Source organism: Hymenobacter metallicola, from assembly GCF_004745645.1.
Classification (GTDB): domain Bacteria; phylum Bacteroidota; class Bacteroidia; order Cytophagales; family Hymenobacteraceae; genus Hymenobacter; species Hymenobacter metallicola.
On the sequence record NZ_SRMB01000002.1, the window covers coordinates 132,043 to 147,383 of the forward strand.

General features: G+C 54.3%; 12 protein-coding genes. 10 read left to right on the forward strand and 2 right to left on the reverse strand.

Features of this window, described 5'->3' with window-relative positions; translation table 11 throughout:
• Positions 1-28 precede the first annotated feature (28 nt).
• Together recQ and E5K02_RS11325 are read left to right on the forward strand one after the other, a co-directional pair.
• Positions 29-2,224: a DNA helicase RecQ gene (recQ, locus tag E5K02_RS11320; protein WP_135394923.1), complete on the forward strand. Its 2,196-nt coding sequence runs from the start codon at positions 29-31 to the stop codon at positions 2,222-2,224.
• Positions 2,225-2,401: 177 nt separating this feature from the next.
• Positions 2,402-4,489 (forward strand): M3 family metallopeptidase, encoded by a 2,088-nt coding sequence (locus E5K02_RS11325; RefSeq protein ID WP_135394924.1) that lies wholly within the window; start codon positions 2,402-2,404, stop codon positions 4,487-4,489.
• A gap of 79 nt (positions 4,490-4,568) precedes the next feature.
• On the opposite strand, the gene E5K02_RS11330 is transcribed toward E5K02_RS11325, so the two are convergent.
• Positions 4,569-4,991, reverse strand: a complete 423-nt coding sequence (locus tag E5K02_RS11330) for a BrxA/BrxB family bacilliredoxin (protein WP_100337443.1) — start codon at positions 4,989-4,991, stop codon at positions 4,569-4,571.
• Positions 4,992-5,158: 167 nt separating this feature from the next.
• Here E5K02_RS11330 and E5K02_RS11335 point away from each other — a divergent pair, with 167 nt between their 5' ends.
• From E5K02_RS11335 to E5K02_RS11360, 6 genes are all read left to right on the forward strand, one after another.
• A complete protein-coding gene (locus E5K02_RS11335) occupies positions 5,159-5,476 on the forward strand; it encodes a hypothetical protein (protein ID WP_135394925.1) in 318 nt (105 codons plus the stop codon).
• A gap of 113 nt (positions 5,477-5,589) precedes the next feature.
• Positions 5,590-6,654, forward strand: coding sequence for a tetratricopeptide repeat protein (locus E5K02_RS11340; protein WP_135394926.1), 1,065 nt, complete (start codon positions 5,590-5,592; stop codon positions 6,652-6,654).
• A 48-nt stretch (positions 6,655-6,702) separates the two neighbouring features.
• Positions 6,703-8,739: an OmpA family protein gene (locus tag E5K02_RS11345; RefSeq protein WP_135394927.1), complete on the forward strand. Its 2,037-nt coding sequence runs from the start codon at positions 6,703-6,705 to the stop codon at positions 8,737-8,739.
• Between the two features lie 31 nt (positions 8,740-8,770).
• On the forward strand, positions 8,771-9,595 hold the full coding sequence (locus E5K02_RS11350; protein ID WP_135394928.1) for a response regulator: 825 nt from the start codon (positions 8,771-8,773) through the stop codon (positions 9,593-9,595).
• 55 nt (positions 9,596-9,650) lie between these two features.
• Positions 9,651-10,388 (forward strand): LytR/AlgR family response regulator transcription factor, encoded by a 738-nt coding sequence (locus E5K02_RS11355; protein ID WP_135394929.1) that lies wholly within the window; start codon positions 9,651-9,653, stop codon positions 10,386-10,388.
• A gap of 297 nt (positions 10,389-10,685) precedes the next feature.
• Positions 10,686-11,180, forward strand: coding sequence for a hypothetical protein (locus tag E5K02_RS11360; protein WP_135394930.1), 495 nt, complete (start codon positions 10,686-10,688; stop codon positions 11,178-11,180).
• A 3-nt stretch (positions 11,181-11,183) separates the two neighbouring features.
• Here the strand turns inward: E5K02_RS11360 and E5K02_RS11365 are convergent, their stop codons facing one another.
• On the reverse strand, positions 11,184-12,725 hold the full coding sequence (locus E5K02_RS11365) for a hypothetical protein (RefSeq protein ID WP_135394931.1): 1,542 nt from the start codon (positions 12,723-12,725) through the stop codon (positions 11,184-11,186).
• 372 nt (positions 12,726-13,097) lie between these two features.
• On the opposite strand from E5K02_RS11365, the gene E5K02_RS25545 reads away from it, so the two are divergent.
• Entirely contained in the window at positions 13,098-13,250 is a 153-nt protein-coding gene (locus tag E5K02_RS25545; protein ID WP_167856373.1) for a hypothetical protein, read from the forward strand.
• 88 nt (positions 13,251-13,338) lie between these two features.
• Positions 13,339-15,078 (forward strand): ABC transporter substrate-binding protein, encoded by a 1,740-nt coding sequence (locus tag E5K02_RS11370; RefSeq protein WP_135394932.1) that lies wholly within the window; start codon positions 13,339-13,341, stop codon positions 15,076-15,078.
• Positions 15,079-15,341: the final 263 nt, after the last annotated feature.

The window sequence follows — 15,341 nt, forward strand, 5'->3', positions numbered from 1 at the left end:
CAACTCAAAAGAGCAAGTGGAAATGTCGATGCCAGCGGTAAAACAAGCAGTCAAGCGTGAGGCTGATCTGAAAGGCAAGTTAAAGGAAGTTTTTGGGTACGGTCAGTTCCGCGGTACCCAGGAAGCCATTATTCAGAACGTCATCGAGGGCAATAACACCTTCGTGATTATGCCGACTGGTGCCGGTAAGTCATTGTGCTACCAGCTGCCCGCCCTGATTCTGCCCGGCACGGCCATCGTCATTTCCCCCCTGATTGCCCTGATGAAAAATCAGGTCGACCAGCTCAACGCCTTCGGCGTAAACGCGGCCTTTCTGAACTCGACTTTGTCGAAGTCGGAGACGAACCGGGTGAAAAAGGACGTCATCAGCGGCGAAGTGAAGCTGCTGTATGTGGCCCCCGAAAGCCTGACCAAGGACGAAACCATCGACTTCCTGCAGAAGGCTACCATCAGCTTCGTGGCCATCGACGAAGCCCACTGTATTTCGGAGTGGGGCCACGACTTCCGGCCCGAGTACCGCCGCATCCGGGGCATCATCGACAACATCGGCCAGGTACCCATTATTGCTCTGACGGCTACGGCCACGCCCAAGGTGCAGCTCGACATCCAGAAGAACCTGCAAATGGACGAGGCCTCGGTGTTCAAGACCTCGTTTAACCGCACCAACCTCTACTACGAAGTACGGCCCAAGCATAACACCAAGAAGCAGCTGATTCAGTACGTGAAGCAGCACAAGGGCAAGGCCGGCATTGTGTACTGCCTGAGCCGGAAGAAAGTAGAGGAAATTGCCGAGCTGCTGCGCGTCAACGACGTGAAGGCCCTGCCCTACCACGCCGGCCTCGACCCGCACGTGCGCATGGCCAACCAGGACGCCTTTCTGAATGAAGAAGCCGACGTAGTGGTAGCCACCATTGCTTTCGGCATGGGCATCGACAAGCCCGACGTGCGCTTCGTGATTCACTACGACACGCCCAAGTCGATTGAGGGCTACTACCAGGAAACCGGCCGCGGGGGCCGCGACGGGCTCGAAGGCAACTGCCTGATGTTCTACAGCTACGACGACATCGTGAAGCTGGAGAAGTTCAACAAGGACAAGCCCGTGACCGAGCGCGACAACTCCAAGCTGCTGCTCCAGGAAATGGCCAACTACGCCGACTCCGCGGTGTGCCGGCGCAAGCAGTTGCTGCACTACTTCGGCGAGCATTTCGAGAAGGATTGCGGCTTCTGCGACAACTGCAAGCACCCGAAGGAGCGGTTTGAGGCCAAGGACGAGGTACTGATGGCCCTCAAAGCCGTGGTGCAGACCGAGGAGCGCTTCGGTATCGAGCACATCGGCACGGTACTCATGGGCATGAATAACGCCCACGTGGAAAGCTACGGCCACAATGCCCTGCCGATTTACGGGGCCGGCAAGGACCACGACGCGGCCTTCTGGCACTCGCTGCTGCGGCAGACCTTGCTGAATGGCTTCCTGGAGAAGGACATTGAGAATTTCGGCGTTGTGAAAATTTGTCCGAAAGGCTTAGATTTCATTGAGAATCCGCATTCTATCAAACTCACCAAGGACCATAACTACGAGGAAGAGGTGAAAGAAGAGCAAGAAAAAGAGGAAGTCCAGGAAGCCGCGGGCCACGACGCCGCCCTTTTTGAGATGCTGAAATCCTTGCGCAAGAAGATAGCCAAGGAGAAAAACCTGCCCCCCTACGTGCTGTTTCAGGACCCCAGCCTGAAGGAAATGGCCACGACCTTCCCCACCAAAATGGACGACCTCGCCCACGTGGGCGGTGTGGGCCTGGGCAAGGCGCAGAAGTTTGGGCAGCCCTTCTTGGCGTTGATTCAGAAGTACGTTGAAGAAAACGACATCGTAACGGCTGCGGACGTTGTTGTGAAGTCGGCCGTCAACAAGTCGAAAATCAAGATTTACATCATCCAGCAAATTGATAAGAAGATGGACCTGGAGGAAATTGCCGCCTCCAAGGGCATTGATATGCGGGAACTGATGGAGGAAATCGAGCACATCTGCTACTCGGGCACCAAGCTCAACCTCGACTACTACATCGACGGGGTGCTGGACCAGGACCGGCAGGAGGAAATTACCGACTACTTCCTGCAGGCCAGCACCGACAATATTGCCGTGGCCCTGAAGGAGCTCGGCGCCGACGAGTACACCGAGGAAGACCTACGCCTGATGCGTATCAAGTTCTTGAGCGAATACGCTAACTAGCCCCGGCAGACGTTTCAATTGAGGCGGCCTTTAGGAGCAACTCCTTACCTAGTTAACAAAGCCACTCCCGCGGGAGTGGCTTTGTTGTTTGTGGCTGACTGGCAGCAACATTTGAAAGACAGGAATGTCTTTGGCAAGAATTATCTTCGGCTTTCCATCCCCTTAACCCAGACCCGCATGGTTCACTTCTCCCCTTCCGGGGCCCGGCGCCTCGGCTTTACGGCCCTAGCCAGCTTGGCCGCGCTGCTGAGCACGGCCGCCGACAAGCCTGCCCCGCCCACCAACCCGCTCACGCCGGGCTTCAACCAGGTTATCGACTTCAAGCGAGCCACCAAGGCCGACGTGAAGCAGGCTACCGACCGGGTTATCAGTGATACGAAAACCTCGTTGCAGGCTATTTACAAGGTGCCGGCCGCCAAACGCACCTTCGCCAACACCATGCTGGCCCTCGACAACCTGGGCGACCATATCGGCAACGTGGCCGGGCCCATCAGCATCCTGTTCAATGCCAGCCCCGACTCGGCTATTCGCAATCAGGCTCAGAAAAGCATTGCCCTGATCAGCAAGTATGGTAACGAGCTGGAGCTGGACGAGCAGCTGTACCGGGCTGTGAAAGACTACTCCAAAACCAAAGAGGCCCAGAGCCTGACGGGCGCCCGGAAGAAGTACCTGACTGAGACGGTGGAGGACTATGAGCGCAACGGCTTTGCCTTGACGCCTGAGAAGCGCAAGGAATTGCAGGCCATCAATGATAAAATCGGGGACCTCTCTATTGCCTTCGGAGCCAACATTGCCAAAGACCAGGGCTTTCTGCTGGTAAATGCCGCCGACATGAAAGGCCTGCCCGAGGACTACGTCAAGAGCCGGCCCAAGGCGGGGGACGCCTACCGTATCGGGCTGGACGGACCGGCTTACGGCACGTTTATGAAGTATGCCGAGTCGGATGCCATGCGCAAGCAGCTCTACACCTTGTATAACAACCGGGCCGCGGACAAAAATCTGGACGTACTGAAGCAGCTGCTGATTGAGCGCCAGAAGAAGGCCCAGTTGCTAGGCTATAAGACGTACGCCGCCTACCAAACCAGCAGCCGCATGGCCAAAACGCCCGAAACGGTGTGGGCTTTCGAAACCAAGCTGGTGGACCGCGTGAAACAGAAAAGCCAACAGGACCTGGAAGAGCTCCTCGTCGTGAAGCGCGCCTACACCAAGGACCCCGGTGCCAAGGTTATTAACCCCTGGGAAAGCTCGTTTTACGGCAACCTGCTGATGAAGGAGAAATACCAGCTCGACGCTGAGAAAACCAAGGAATACTTTGAGGTGAATAACGTGGTGAACGGCTTGTTTCAGACCACGCAGTCGTTGTTTGCCCTGAAGTTCAACGAGGTGAAAGACCCGGCGGTGTGGCACCCGGATGCCCGCATGTTTGAAGTGCAGCGCGACGGCAAGCTTATCGGCCGTTTCTACATCGACTTGTTTCCGCGCGACAACAAGTACACCCACGCGGCCTGTTTCGGGGTAAGCAGCGGCAAGGCCACGCCCAAGGGCTACCAGCTGCCCACGGCGGTGCTACTCTGCAACTTTAATGCGCCCACGCCGGGCAAACCCGCCTTGATGAGCCACAGCCAAGTGGTGACTTTTTTCCACGAGTTTGGCCACGTGATGCACAACCTGCTGACCACGGCCGAGCTGTCCTCGCAGTCGGGCACCAGCGTGAAACGCGACTTCGTGGAAGCGCCTTCCCAGATTCTGGAAAACTGGGCCTGGAACTACGACGCGCTGAAGACCTTTGCCAAGCACTACCAAACCGGCGAAGTACTGCCCAAGCCCCTCTACGACAAGATGTGGGCAGCCCGCAACGTGGGCTCGGGCCTGGCCGCTTCCCAACAGATTCTGTACGGCACGCTCGACATGACCCTGCACGACAAGTTTGACCCCAACGGTACCGAAACGACTACCGATGTGGTGAAACGCCTGCAAAACCAGATTACGCCCTTTGCCTACGTAGAGGGCACCAACATGCAGGCCGCTTTCGGCCACCTCACCGGCTACGGCGCCGGCTACTACGGCTACATGTGGTCGAAAGTATACGCCGAAGACATGTTCTCCGTGTTTGAGAAGAACGGCATCATGGACCAGAAAACCGGCCTGCGCTACCGTGACATGATCTTGGCCCGGGGTGGCACTGAGGAAGAGTACAACCTGGTAAAAAACTTCCTGGGCCGGGAGCCCAACCAGGACGCCTTCTTCAAATCCCTGGGTTTGTAGAAGTAGGTACGACACCCAACAAAAAGGTCCGGTAGCAGCTGCTACCGGACCTTTTTGTGTTTCAAGCGGAAGATTACACCTAGCAGTACTCTTCGAAAGCGCCCTGCAGGTTGTCCACGATGCGCATCAGGTCGTTGCCCTCGATGTGGTGGCGCTCGATGACATGCACCAGCTCGCCGTCTTTGAACAAGGCAATGCTGGGCGACGAGGGAGGGTACGGCAGCATGTGTTCCCGGGCTTTGGCTACGGCTTCGGTTTCCATACCGGCAAATACCGTTACGAGCTTGGCGGGCTTTTTTTCCGAGCTCGACACGGCCATTTTCAGGGCCGGACGGGCTTTGGCGGCGGCGCAGCCGCACACCGAGTTGACGGCCAGCAGCACCGTGCCGCTCTGGGTGTTGAGAACCGAATCAACTTCTTCGGGGGTCATCAGTTGCTCAAAACCAGCCGACGTGAGGTCTTGCCGAATAGGAGCTACCATGTATTCAGGATACGTTGCCATTGTTAAAAAATGGGCTGAAAGTGAAAGAGAGAAATCAGAAGTAAGGCCCGTAGGCGAAACAAAAATACGCAAACTCTGGCGGCTGCGCTTGCATAAACCGCCGACCAGCCGAATGGTTAGCTCCCTAACACCGGTTCTTGTATTTCCTGTTCAATATATTTGTTGGTATGACGTACGAAAACTTCGTAGCCAGTCTGTCGGCCACGCAGCCCCCTGCGGGCCTGTCGTCGGTATTGCGCGGGCTCTGGCACGCCGGGCGGCAGGAATGGGACCTGGCCCACACCGTGGCTCAAGACCACGACTACGACCCCATGCACAACTGGCTGCACGCCTACCTGCACCGCCAGGAAGCCGACCTAGCCAATGCCGCTTATTGGTACCGCCGCGCCGGCCGCAGTGTGGCTACCGGCCCTCTTCCCGATGAATGGATGCAGCTGGTAAAGGCTCAGCCTGATATCGAATCGGAAGCAAAGTCCGGTACCTGACAATTAGACTCAGGTAACGTCAGAATTACATTTTCCAAGAAAGAAATGACGGCGTTGCCGCGTTAGGGTAAATAAAAGTACATTTAACCTGCCAGTCGACTAGACCAGACATTATGCAGAAATTCTTACTTTTTGCCAGTAGCTTATGTTTGTCGGCTACGGCAGTGCAGGCCCAGGTAGATACCGTTCGTGCGTCTACCTTGCCCCCGGCTCAGCAGGCCGAAAAACTGTATAACAGCGGGGTTTCGAAGTTCAACAGCAAAAACTACCGGGCCGCTATTCAGGACTTCGACCGAGCCCTGACGCTACGCCCAGATTTTGCCAAGGCCTTCTACAACCGGGCCACGACCCGCTACGAGCTCAAGGAGTACCAGCAGGCCGTGCAGGACTACGACCAGGCCATCAAGCTGGAAACGACGGGCTTCAGCAACTACTTCGGCCGGGCCCAGGCGCAGGAAGCGCTGGGCCAGAAGACTGAAGCGGAGGCGGATTACGGCAAAGCGGCCGAAATCAAGCCTGACTACGCACCCTCCTGGTACTACCGCGGGGCTTTGCGTTTCGAGAAAGGCGAATTTAAGGAAGCCAAAGCCGATTTCGACCAGGCCATCAAAGTTGACCCCAACTACGCCTATGCCTACCACGACCGGGCCAGTGCGGAGCGCAAGCTTGGCAACTTCGATGCGGCCGTCCAGGATTACTCTAAAGCGCTGAGCCTGCAGCCCGACTTTATGCCGGCCCTGCTCAACCGGGCCGCCGCCAAGCGCCGGGACAACGACTTGAAAGGCGCCCTGGCCGATTATAACACCTACCTGAGTAAAAAGCAGGACAACGCCACGGCCTTCACCAACCGGGGCAGTACGCGCTACGAGGCCGGCGACTACAAAGGAGCCGTGGAAGACTTCACTAAGGCTATTGAATTAGACGGTAGCTACGCCTTTGCCTGGAATAACCGCGCCGCGGCCTACCTCAAGCTGGAAGATTACAAGAGTGCCGCGGCTGATGCCGCTAAAGCCATTGCCCTGAACGCGCAGTATGCCGAAGCCTACATGAACCGGGGCCACGCCCGCGAAATGCTGCGCGACGCCGATGGCGCCTGCCAGGATTGGCGGAAAGCGGCCGAGCTGGGCCTGGAAACCGGCACCAGCTACGCAGCTAATTCCGGCTGCGGCGGCGACTAGCCTGTTCTCTTCTGCTTCCTTCCCTCTTCTCTTCTGCTAGCAAGTACCATGTCTAGAATTCTGCTCATAGCTCTACTGCTGCTGGCCCAGGTCACAGTTGCTCAAAACGTGGAGTTTGACAAAGACAATTTCAAGTCCAACAAAGACGGGTTGAAAGAAGCCCAAAAAGAAGTTCGGACCGGCGACGAGTGGTACGATATGGACCCGCCCCGCTACGAGCAGGCCCTTCCCCACTACCTCGAGGCGCAGAAGTTTAACCCCAGCAACGCCCGCCTCAACCTGCGCATCGGCGACTGTTATCTGCACTCGGGCTTCAAGCCCCGGGCCCTGCCCTACCTGCAGAAAGCCTACCAGCTCAATGCCGACATCGACCCGCGCATTCACTACTTGCTGGGTCAAGGCCTGCACCTGAATGCCAAATGGACCGAGGCTATTGCCGAGTATAAAGCGGCTCAACCGGCTGTGGCCGGCAAAAATTCAACGCAGTTCCTGGCGGCCATCAGCAAGAAGATTAAAGAGTGTGAAAACGGCCTGAAGCTGGAGAAAAAGCCTTCCCGGGTGTTCATCGACAACATTGGGGCGGCCATCAACTCGCCTTACGCCGACTACGGCGCCGTTATTTCGGCCGACGAATCCGTTATTCTGTTCACCTCCCGGCGCGACAACTCGACGGGCAAAGAGCGGGACCCGGAAACTGGCGGCTTTTTCGAGGACATTTACCAGAGCACCCGCACCTCCTCGGGATGGTCGGCCGCCCGCAACCTGGGCAAACCCGTAAATAATGAAGGGCATGATGCCACGGTGGGCCTAGCTCCCGATGGCCAGCGCATGCTGGTGTATGTGGAAGACAATGGCGGCGACTTACAGGAAGCCGAGCTGCGCGGCGCGGCCTGGAAAAAGCCGGAGAAAATGGGCCCGCGCATCAACAGCAAGTACCACGAGTCGTCGGCGGCTTACACGCCCGATGGGCGCAGCCTGTACTTCGTGAGCGACAAACAAGGCGGGTTGGGTAGCCGCGACATCTACAAGGTTGAAATTGAGGGTCGCGGCCCGGCCATCAACCTGGGCTCGACCATCAACACGCCCTACGGCGAGGAAGGCGTGTTTCTGCACCCCGATGGTAAAACGATGTACTTCAGCTCGGAGGGTCATAATTCCATGGGCGGCTACGACATCTTCAAATCGGTGTTTGAGAATGGCAAATGGAGTGAGCCCGAAAACTTGGGCTGGCCCATCAACACGCCCGATGACGACGTGTTCTTCGTGACTTCGGCTTCGGGCCGCCACGGCTACTATTCGTCCTTCCGCGACGACGGCCTGGGCAGCAAGGACATTTATCAGATTACTTTTCTGGGTGCCGAAAAGCCACCGGTATTGTCGCAGGAAGACCAGCTTTTGGCCTCCCGTGCCCAACCGGTGAAAGAAGCTTCCCTGGCTCCGCCGGTTCCGATAGCAACGGCCCAGGTTACGATTCTAAAGGGAGTCGTCACCGACGCAGCCTCTAAGCAGCCTCTGGAGGCTACTATCGACGTGGTCGACAACTCGCGCAACGAGCTGATTGCCTCCTTCCGGGCTAATGCCCAGTCGGGCCGCTACCTGGTTTCGCTGCCTTCAGGCATCAACTACGGTATCGTCGTGCGCCAAGAAGGCTACTTGTTTCACTCCGAAAACTTCGATTTGCCCGCGGGAGCAGCCTATTCAGAGGTCGTAAAAGACATAGCGTTGAAGAAGCTGGATGTCGGCGTGAAAGTCGTGTTAAACAACATCTTCTTTGATTTCGATAAAGCCACCTTGCGCAAGGAAAGCACCGCCGAGCTAGAGCGCCTGCAGAAGCTGCTGGTGGAAACCCCGGCCCTGCGCCTGGAAATTTCCGGCCACACCGACAACGTTGGCAAAGCGGAGTACAACAAAGACTTGTCTAACCGCCGCGCCAAAGCAGTAGTGGACTATCTGGTAACCAAGGGAATTGACAAAGGCCGGCTGACGTATGCGGGGTACGGTGACACCCAGCCAGTAGCAACAAATACTACCAAAGGAGGGCGTCAGCTAAACCGGCGCACCGAGTTTAAAGTAACAGGTAAGTAATGCCGTTTGTCTTTGCTGTCCGTTTGCTTACATGCCCGCTTCCATTCCCCATCTGCCCCCGTTCGAGCCCGCTCTGCGCGTGCTCGTTGTCGACGACAATGAGCTGAATCAGCTGGTAGTATGCCGGGCCCTGGAAGACTGGAATGTGGAAGCAACCCTGGCCGATAACGGTCGTCAGGCCGTGGAGCTTGTCATCGCGCAGCCTTTTGATGTGGTCTTGATGGACATTCAGATGCCTGAAATGGATGGCTACGAAGCTACCCGCCGGCTTCGTAGCCATTCGCACCTGCAGTTGCTACCCATCATCGGCCTAACGGCTTCGGCCTCTGCTCAAGACCAAGCTCAGGCTCTCCAAGCGGGTATGAACACTACCTTGGCCAAGCCGTTTGACCCAGCTCTGCTGCACGCGAACCTGGTGCACTATACGACTCAGCGGTCAACGAAATCCGCTCAGCCCAGCCAAGCAGGCTCGTCTACGCCTGAGCCAGCTACAGAACCAGAAATTATTATCCAACCCGATTGGACGTTGTTGGAGGAGCTGGCCGCGGGCAATGAATCATTCATTGCCCAACTCGTTACTACGTTTTTAGAACAAACCCCACTGCTCTACCAGCAGCTAGTTGCCGCCTGCACCGCAGGAGAGGAGCTTGCCCTGGCGCGTCTTGCGCATAAGCTTAAAGGACAGGTGGTGTATTTTGGGGTTCCGGCCATGGAGTACCACCTCGAGAAGCTGGAGCGGCCGTCTACTGTTTCCGACTCCGCCCTGCCCCTCCATAGGGTTGAAAAGATTGGCCAGCAACTCGCGGCTTTGTACCCCTATCTACAGCACCGGTTAGACCGTTTTCAGCCCAAATAAAACGCCAGTGCAGACGAGTATTTGACTTCTCAAGTCTTCTTATACCTTTGGCGTTATGTCAACACCTCCTTCCCCTCTGCGTTGCCTTGTCGTCGACGACGATCCTCTATCAGTTCAAATCGTTATTAATTGTATCAACAATACTCCTTTTCTAACTACAGTAGGCAGTTTTGACAGCGCCTTGGCCGCCGCGGAAGTACTACGCAACCAACCCGTTGACCTATTATTCTTGGACGTCGAGATGCCGTTGATGTCTGGCCTCGACTTGCTGAGTACACTCCAAAACCCGCCCATGGTAATCCTGATTACCAGCAGCAAGCACTACGCCGTCGAAGCTTTTGAGCACGATGTAGTTGATTACCTGGTGAAACCCATCAGCTATGCCCGCTTTCTTAAAGCCGCACAAAAGGCCCTTGAACTCTCCGAAACCGATGCCAGCACGGCAACGGCGACGACCAATGCAGTTGCGACCAGCACCGATCCTGATTTTACCTTTGTAAAGGTTGATACGAAGCTAGTCAAAGTGCTTTTCAACGACGTCTGCTACGTCGAGGCCCTCGGCGACTATGTGCACATTGTAATGCCCCATAGCAAGCTCATCGTTTATAGCACTATGAAAGCTGTGGAAGAAAAATTTCCAACATCTGTTTTCGTGCGGGCCCACCGCTCGTTTATTGTTAATCTCAAACGGGTGCAGGCTATCGAAGACAACACCATTACTATCGAAAACAAACAAATTCCCATTGGGCAAACCTATCTGCGGGACGTATTGCAGCGCCTGAATAAGTTTTAGCCCTGAGCCAGAATATTCAAGCTGAAGGCAGCTGGTAGCTGCATCTACTGCCTAAGCTATTCCGACAAGCGGTAGCGCCTCCAAAACGAGGCGCTACCGCTTGTCGTGTTTAAAGCCAATACGGGTTAGAATATCTGCGCCTATCATCTGAATACCCCAAAGAACAAACTACGCACGAGCTGCCATATTATTTCTACACAAATTCCAATATTATTGTCAACATACTGCATTATATCAATATCATTTTGTTTATTTGTGCCATTCATATTGTATTCTGCCCTACCCGCTCATCCTCACATGAAGAAATATTTCTTCTTCTGCCTTCTTGCAGCCGCTTTGAGCGGTTCAGTTGCTCAAGCTCAACAAGCGCCAAACCTGCGTATGCAGGCGGTTGAAAATACCCGCAAACTGGCCCAACAGATTGCCCTTGATGACGCCCGCACAACCAAGGTTAAGAACCTAACCTATGATCGTTTGGTGCAGGAAAATGAGCTTAAGCAGATGTATAGCATTGACCCAGCCCTGCTGCAAAGCAAAATGGTGGTGGTAGAGCAAGACTACGCTGAGAAACTGAAAGCTGTACTAACGGATGCTCAGTTCCAGCGCTTCATGGCCTTAAAAGCTCCAGCCCTAGCTCCTGTTACGGCTGCTGCACCAACGCCCGCCGCCAGTGTTCCAGTTTTACCTGTCAACAAGCCTGAGGCCCAGCCCAACGCTAAGACGGCGCCGCTTCCAACGACCAAGAAAGTGAATTCGGCAACTCACGCCAGCACTTCCTCCCGCCGTCCTTAACCGTTAGCCAACTCGGGCCCGCTGGGCTTGCTCAACGGCTTTATTTTCCGCCATATTGGCCCGCAGAATATCTAGCGTGAGTCCCCACAAGGCCTCGTAGGGAATGATTTCGATTTCCGCGTAGGCTTCTCCGGGCTGTGGAGCCTCATGCAGACGATTAAGCAGAGGCTGGCCCTTTTTCTGGCAAACTTCCGGATCGAAATTTTCCTTTACAGTCAGCACTAGTAGCCGGAAAAACAGTTGGCTTCGTAATGTTGCAGATTCCCTTAAATGCCGTTGTTCATACTTACGCAGGCTTTCTAAACGTGCCAGCAGGTTCTCTACATCCTGCCGCCGTAAGAAGTTGAGATACTGCAGAATTAAAATTGCGACATTATACCCCTGCTTATCGCGACTATAGTCAGGAACTGTTTGCACAAATTGGTTGAAGTGCCGTAGCGTAAGAGGCGAGTTCTCGGGCTGCAGGAAGTATATATAGGCCTTATAAAGGTCCCAGCGCTGCCGGGCTGCGGCGCGCTGTTTGCGGAAATACGGGTTCTTGTGCGCCATTTCCAGTAGTTGCTGCGCTTGGCTGTACTGGCCCGCATGCAAGGCCAAAAGCACATAGTTTTCCATAAAGAAAAACCAGTTACCTGAGGAAGGATGAAAATCTTTCAGGTAGTCTTCCGACAGTTGTAGCCCCTTTGCAGCCTGCTTATTGTGCAAATAAGCATAGGCCGACATGTAGTTATTAAACCGGCTATCGAACCTGCGACGGTTTATTTTTCCCTTCGTCCACAGCTTCTCAGTCGACGTCGTGATTTTGATAATTTCTTCGTAATTGCCAGTAAACTCCAGCAACGTCAGTTGGGTCAGATACAGGTAGTTGAATGTAGTATAGCTTTGCGCTTTATCGTGTAGCTGCTGCAACTGAGCTAAGTACCCTGGCAGCTCATTCAACAAAGCCCGCCGGGTTCGAACGGTATGTGCTTGCGCCATTTTACTACTCAGGTATATCTGCCCAGCATCATCTTCCAGTGCCATAAGGTGCTGCAGTTGCTTGAGCTGTTTACTAACAGCCCGGTAGCGGGCGGGTTGCCGCAGATCCACGTAAAGCTTACACAATAAGCGCGTGGCCATTACAGCATACTCCGTAAACTCGCCTTCCAAAGCTTGGCGCAGGCATTTGCGCAGGAGTTGCTCGGCTAGCATGTACTCGCCTTCCCGATATAGAATAGTGACTTGGTGGTATAACCCTATGCACTGTAATTCGTATCTTCTTGATACCAAGTACCGCGGGTCCGACTGCTCCAGAAAGTATAAGTGATTCAGTAGTTTCTGCTGCACGCGCGACTTAAGCTTACGAAAAGACGTGTTGCTAGCTGTCGAGACTTTGCCATACAGGGCTTTAGTCAGTTGCAGTTGAGTGCTATCTGGCTCCTCCTCCAAGAGCCGGATGAGCTTCAGATCTTTGTTAGAGGACTTTTTAGCTGAAAAATCAAATAACGGTGATTCTTTCACGCGACGGTCTGTCACAATTCTAGCAAGATTGCTAAGCTTTTCCATAGTATAAATGGCTTTGGAGCCGTCCTGATTGCTATTGCAAGATGGAAAAAGGAACAGAAATCACGTCACAAATAATCCAAATATTTCCTTTATTACTTTGGGCCGCCTTCTACACCTTTGTACTTGAGGACATCTGCATAGACCAAGATGAGAAAGTCACAATTTGAAAGGTCTATTGGCACTTTTCCACTCTGAACGGGTTGCAATTCACCCTATCAACGCCTTAATATGCCTGTATGAGCAAATTTTCCTTCGTTTATATCTGTATTATCCAAGTCACTTTTACACGATATCTTTCCTTTCAGCCAGCCCGGATGTAAAGCAACTTTGTGTCATTCAAACCCTTCGAACGACCCAACCTCATAAAGCGCCATGTTAGAACTCATCGCAATTGCCCTGCTTCAACTCGCTAGCTTTACTTCTTCTCCCGAGCAGCCCGAATCAAAGTCTACCACCAGCGATACTCCCGTTGTTGTTGTTCCAACCGAAAACCAGCAAGGCGGTGGCGGCTGGGGTGGTGACTAAGACTCCCGTACTCTAGCATTGTAGCGTTCGGCTTCCTGTAGAATGTTAGTTAACTTGCCCGGCACTCATTCGGCGCAGTAACCTCTTCATGAAGCAGCTTTTATTTGGTTTTCTGGTTGTGATGAGCAGCGTCTTAGGCGCTTGCTCATCTCCCCAGCAAAAGTCAGCCTCTCCTATTCGAATTCGGTGGGAGCGAGACCCTGAGAATCTGGATCCGCTCATCCTACCGAACGAAAACGCGCTTGAAGCCGCAAATTTACTGTATTCAAGCCTTCTGTTTGTCGACCCAAGCAAGCAGCAGTTCACGCCTTGCTTGGCCGAAGCACTGCCAAGCGTACAGCTAAAAGACTCCCTAACTCTGCTTACATACCGCATACGGCGTGAAGCAGTTTGGGACAATGGTAAGCCCGTCTTAGCTCAGGACGTGGCTTTTACGCTTAAGGTGATGAACTGTCCAGGCCTGCCGATTGAGTCTAATCAATCTCAATGGGGCTTTATTAAGGACATTCAGCTTGACGCTCAGGATCCTCGGCGTTTCACGCTGATCTGCGCAGGCCGCTCACCCGAATACAAGTGGTCTTCCGGCGATTATATTATTTTACCTGAATATCCACTAGATCCCCAGGGGCAACTACGCCCTTTCTCACTGGCCTCGCTGCGCGCTGATACGGCCGGTGACCGACATACACCCGCCATCAAGGCATTCGTAACTCGTTACAAACAAGCCCAGCTTGACCATCACCCCGAGCGGTTGCCCGGCTGCGGACCTTACGTGCTTGAGGCTTGGGAACCCGGCCGCTACCTCACCTTTAAGCGAAAACCCACCTGGTGGGCCGATGCGCTGCGTTCCGAATTTCTTCCATTGCAGGCATATCCCCAGAAATTGGACTACCAAATTATTCCGGATGTAGCCACTGCGGTGCTGGCTCTGCGTCGTGGTGATATTGATGTGTACCCGATGATGCCCGCGCGGGAATTTCAGCACCTGCGGCAGGACTCAACAAACCAACCTGCTCTGAGCTTCTATACTGCCGATTCATACAAAATGATAACGGCTTGTTTTAATACCAAGCAGGCTATTGTACGGGACAAGCTGACCCGTCAGGCCTTGTCGCTTTTGTTTGATGTACCAGCACTTATAGAAGCTACTCAACTTGGTATGGCTTACCCAAGTGCGGGCTTGATAAGCCCTAAATTGGGGCCGCTATACAATGACAGCTTACCCCTCCCTGCCTATAATCCGACGGCTGCCACGGCTCTGCTGCGTCAGGCGGGCTGGCAACGCCAACCCAGCGGCGGCTGGTCCCGTCGTAGTACTGACGGGCAGGTACAGAAATTGGCACTGACCCTAAGTTACCGAACTACTGACCCCGCATTTGAAACTATAGCGCTGCAACTGCGCACTGCAGGCAGTAAACTTGGTATTCCGGTGCAGCCCCAGCCCCTGGAGTCTTCTGTATTTTGGGACAGGTTACGATCGGGCACCGTAGATATGTATCTGTTTACCATAACCGGTAATCCATTTGTATACAACTTTGCCCCTATTCTGCACACACAAAGCATTGGTTCGGGCAACTATACGGGCTTTGGCACAGCTGCCAGCGACCAGCTAATTGAAGCCATAGCAGCCGAGGAACAGCCAAGGCGTCAAGCGCAGTTACTCCGGCGCTTGCAGCGGATCCTGCACGAAGAAAAGCCTCTGACGGTACTTTTCTTTCTTCGCTCCCGCTTAGCCGCTAGCAGTCGGCTCACCAATTTGCAGGTATCGGGCTTGCGACCGGGCTACTCGGCTACTGCTATTCAGACCAAGTCAGCTCCTGTTCAGTAACGCATGCGGGGCTTTTTGATTTCCCGCTTAGCGCATGCGCTGCCCGCCGCGTGGGTAATTCTGTCTGTTATTTTCTTGCTTAGCCGAGGGCTAACCAATCAGCCGACAGAAGCAGACGGCTCATTAGCAGGAAACTTAGCTGTTCATGTCACGACTCCAACCCAAAACCGACTGGCAGAATACGCCTTGCGCAAGCGTCGGGGCCTGGACTTGCCTTTGTTTTACGTATCGTCCCGGGCCACACCGGCTTCAGGGGGCGTGGC

What these genes read in the sequence shown, in the direction of transcription:
- E5K02_RS11370 (WP_135394932.1), top strand. Translation starts at nt 13,339, where the DNA reads ATGAAGCAGCTTTTATTTGGTTTTCTGGTTGTGATGAGCAGCGTCTTA.
- E5K02_RS11345 (WP_135394927.1), top strand. Translation starts at nt 6,703, where the DNA reads ATGTCTAGAATTCTGCTCATAGCTCTACTGCTGCTGGCCCAGGTCACA.
- E5K02_RS11335 (WP_135394925.1), top strand. Translation starts at nt 5,159, where the DNA reads ATGACGTACGAAAACTTCGTAGCCAGTCTGTCGGCCACGCAGCCCCCT.
- E5K02_RS11355 (WP_135394929.1), top strand. Translation starts at nt 9,651, where the DNA reads ATGTCAACACCTCCTTCCCCTCTGCGTTGCCTTGTCGTCGACGACGAT.
- E5K02_RS25545 (WP_167856373.1), top strand. Translation starts at nt 13,098, where the DNA reads ATGTTAGAACTCATCGCAATTGCCCTGCTTCAACTCGCTAGCTTTACT.
- E5K02_RS11340 (WP_135394926.1), top strand. Translation starts at nt 5,590, where the DNA reads ATGCAGAAATTCTTACTTTTTGCCAGTAGCTTATGTTTGTCGGCTACG.
- E5K02_RS11365 (WP_135394931.1), bottom strand. Translation starts at nt 12,725, where the DNA reads ATGGAAAAGCTTAGCAATCTTGCTAGAATTGTGACAGACCGTCGCGTG.
- recQ (WP_135394923.1), top strand. Translation starts at nt 29, where the DNA reads ATGCCAGCGGTAAAACAAGCAGTCAAGCGTGAGGCTGATCTGAAAGGC.
- E5K02_RS11330 (WP_100337443.1), bottom strand. Translation starts at nt 4,991, where the DNA reads ATGGCAACGTATCCTGAATACATGGTAGCTCCTATTCGGCAAGACCTC.
- E5K02_RS11360 (WP_135394930.1), top strand. Translation starts at nt 10,686, where the DNA reads ATGAAGAAATATTTCTTCTTCTGCCTTCTTGCAGCCGCTTTGAGCGGT.
- E5K02_RS11325 (WP_135394924.1), top strand. Translation starts at nt 2,402, where the DNA reads ATGGTTCACTTCTCCCCTTCCGGGGCCCGGCGCCTCGGCTTTACGGCC.
- E5K02_RS11350 (WP_135394928.1), top strand. Translation starts at nt 8,771, where the DNA reads ATGCCCGCTTCCATTCCCCATCTGCCCCCGTTCGAGCCCGCTCTGCGC.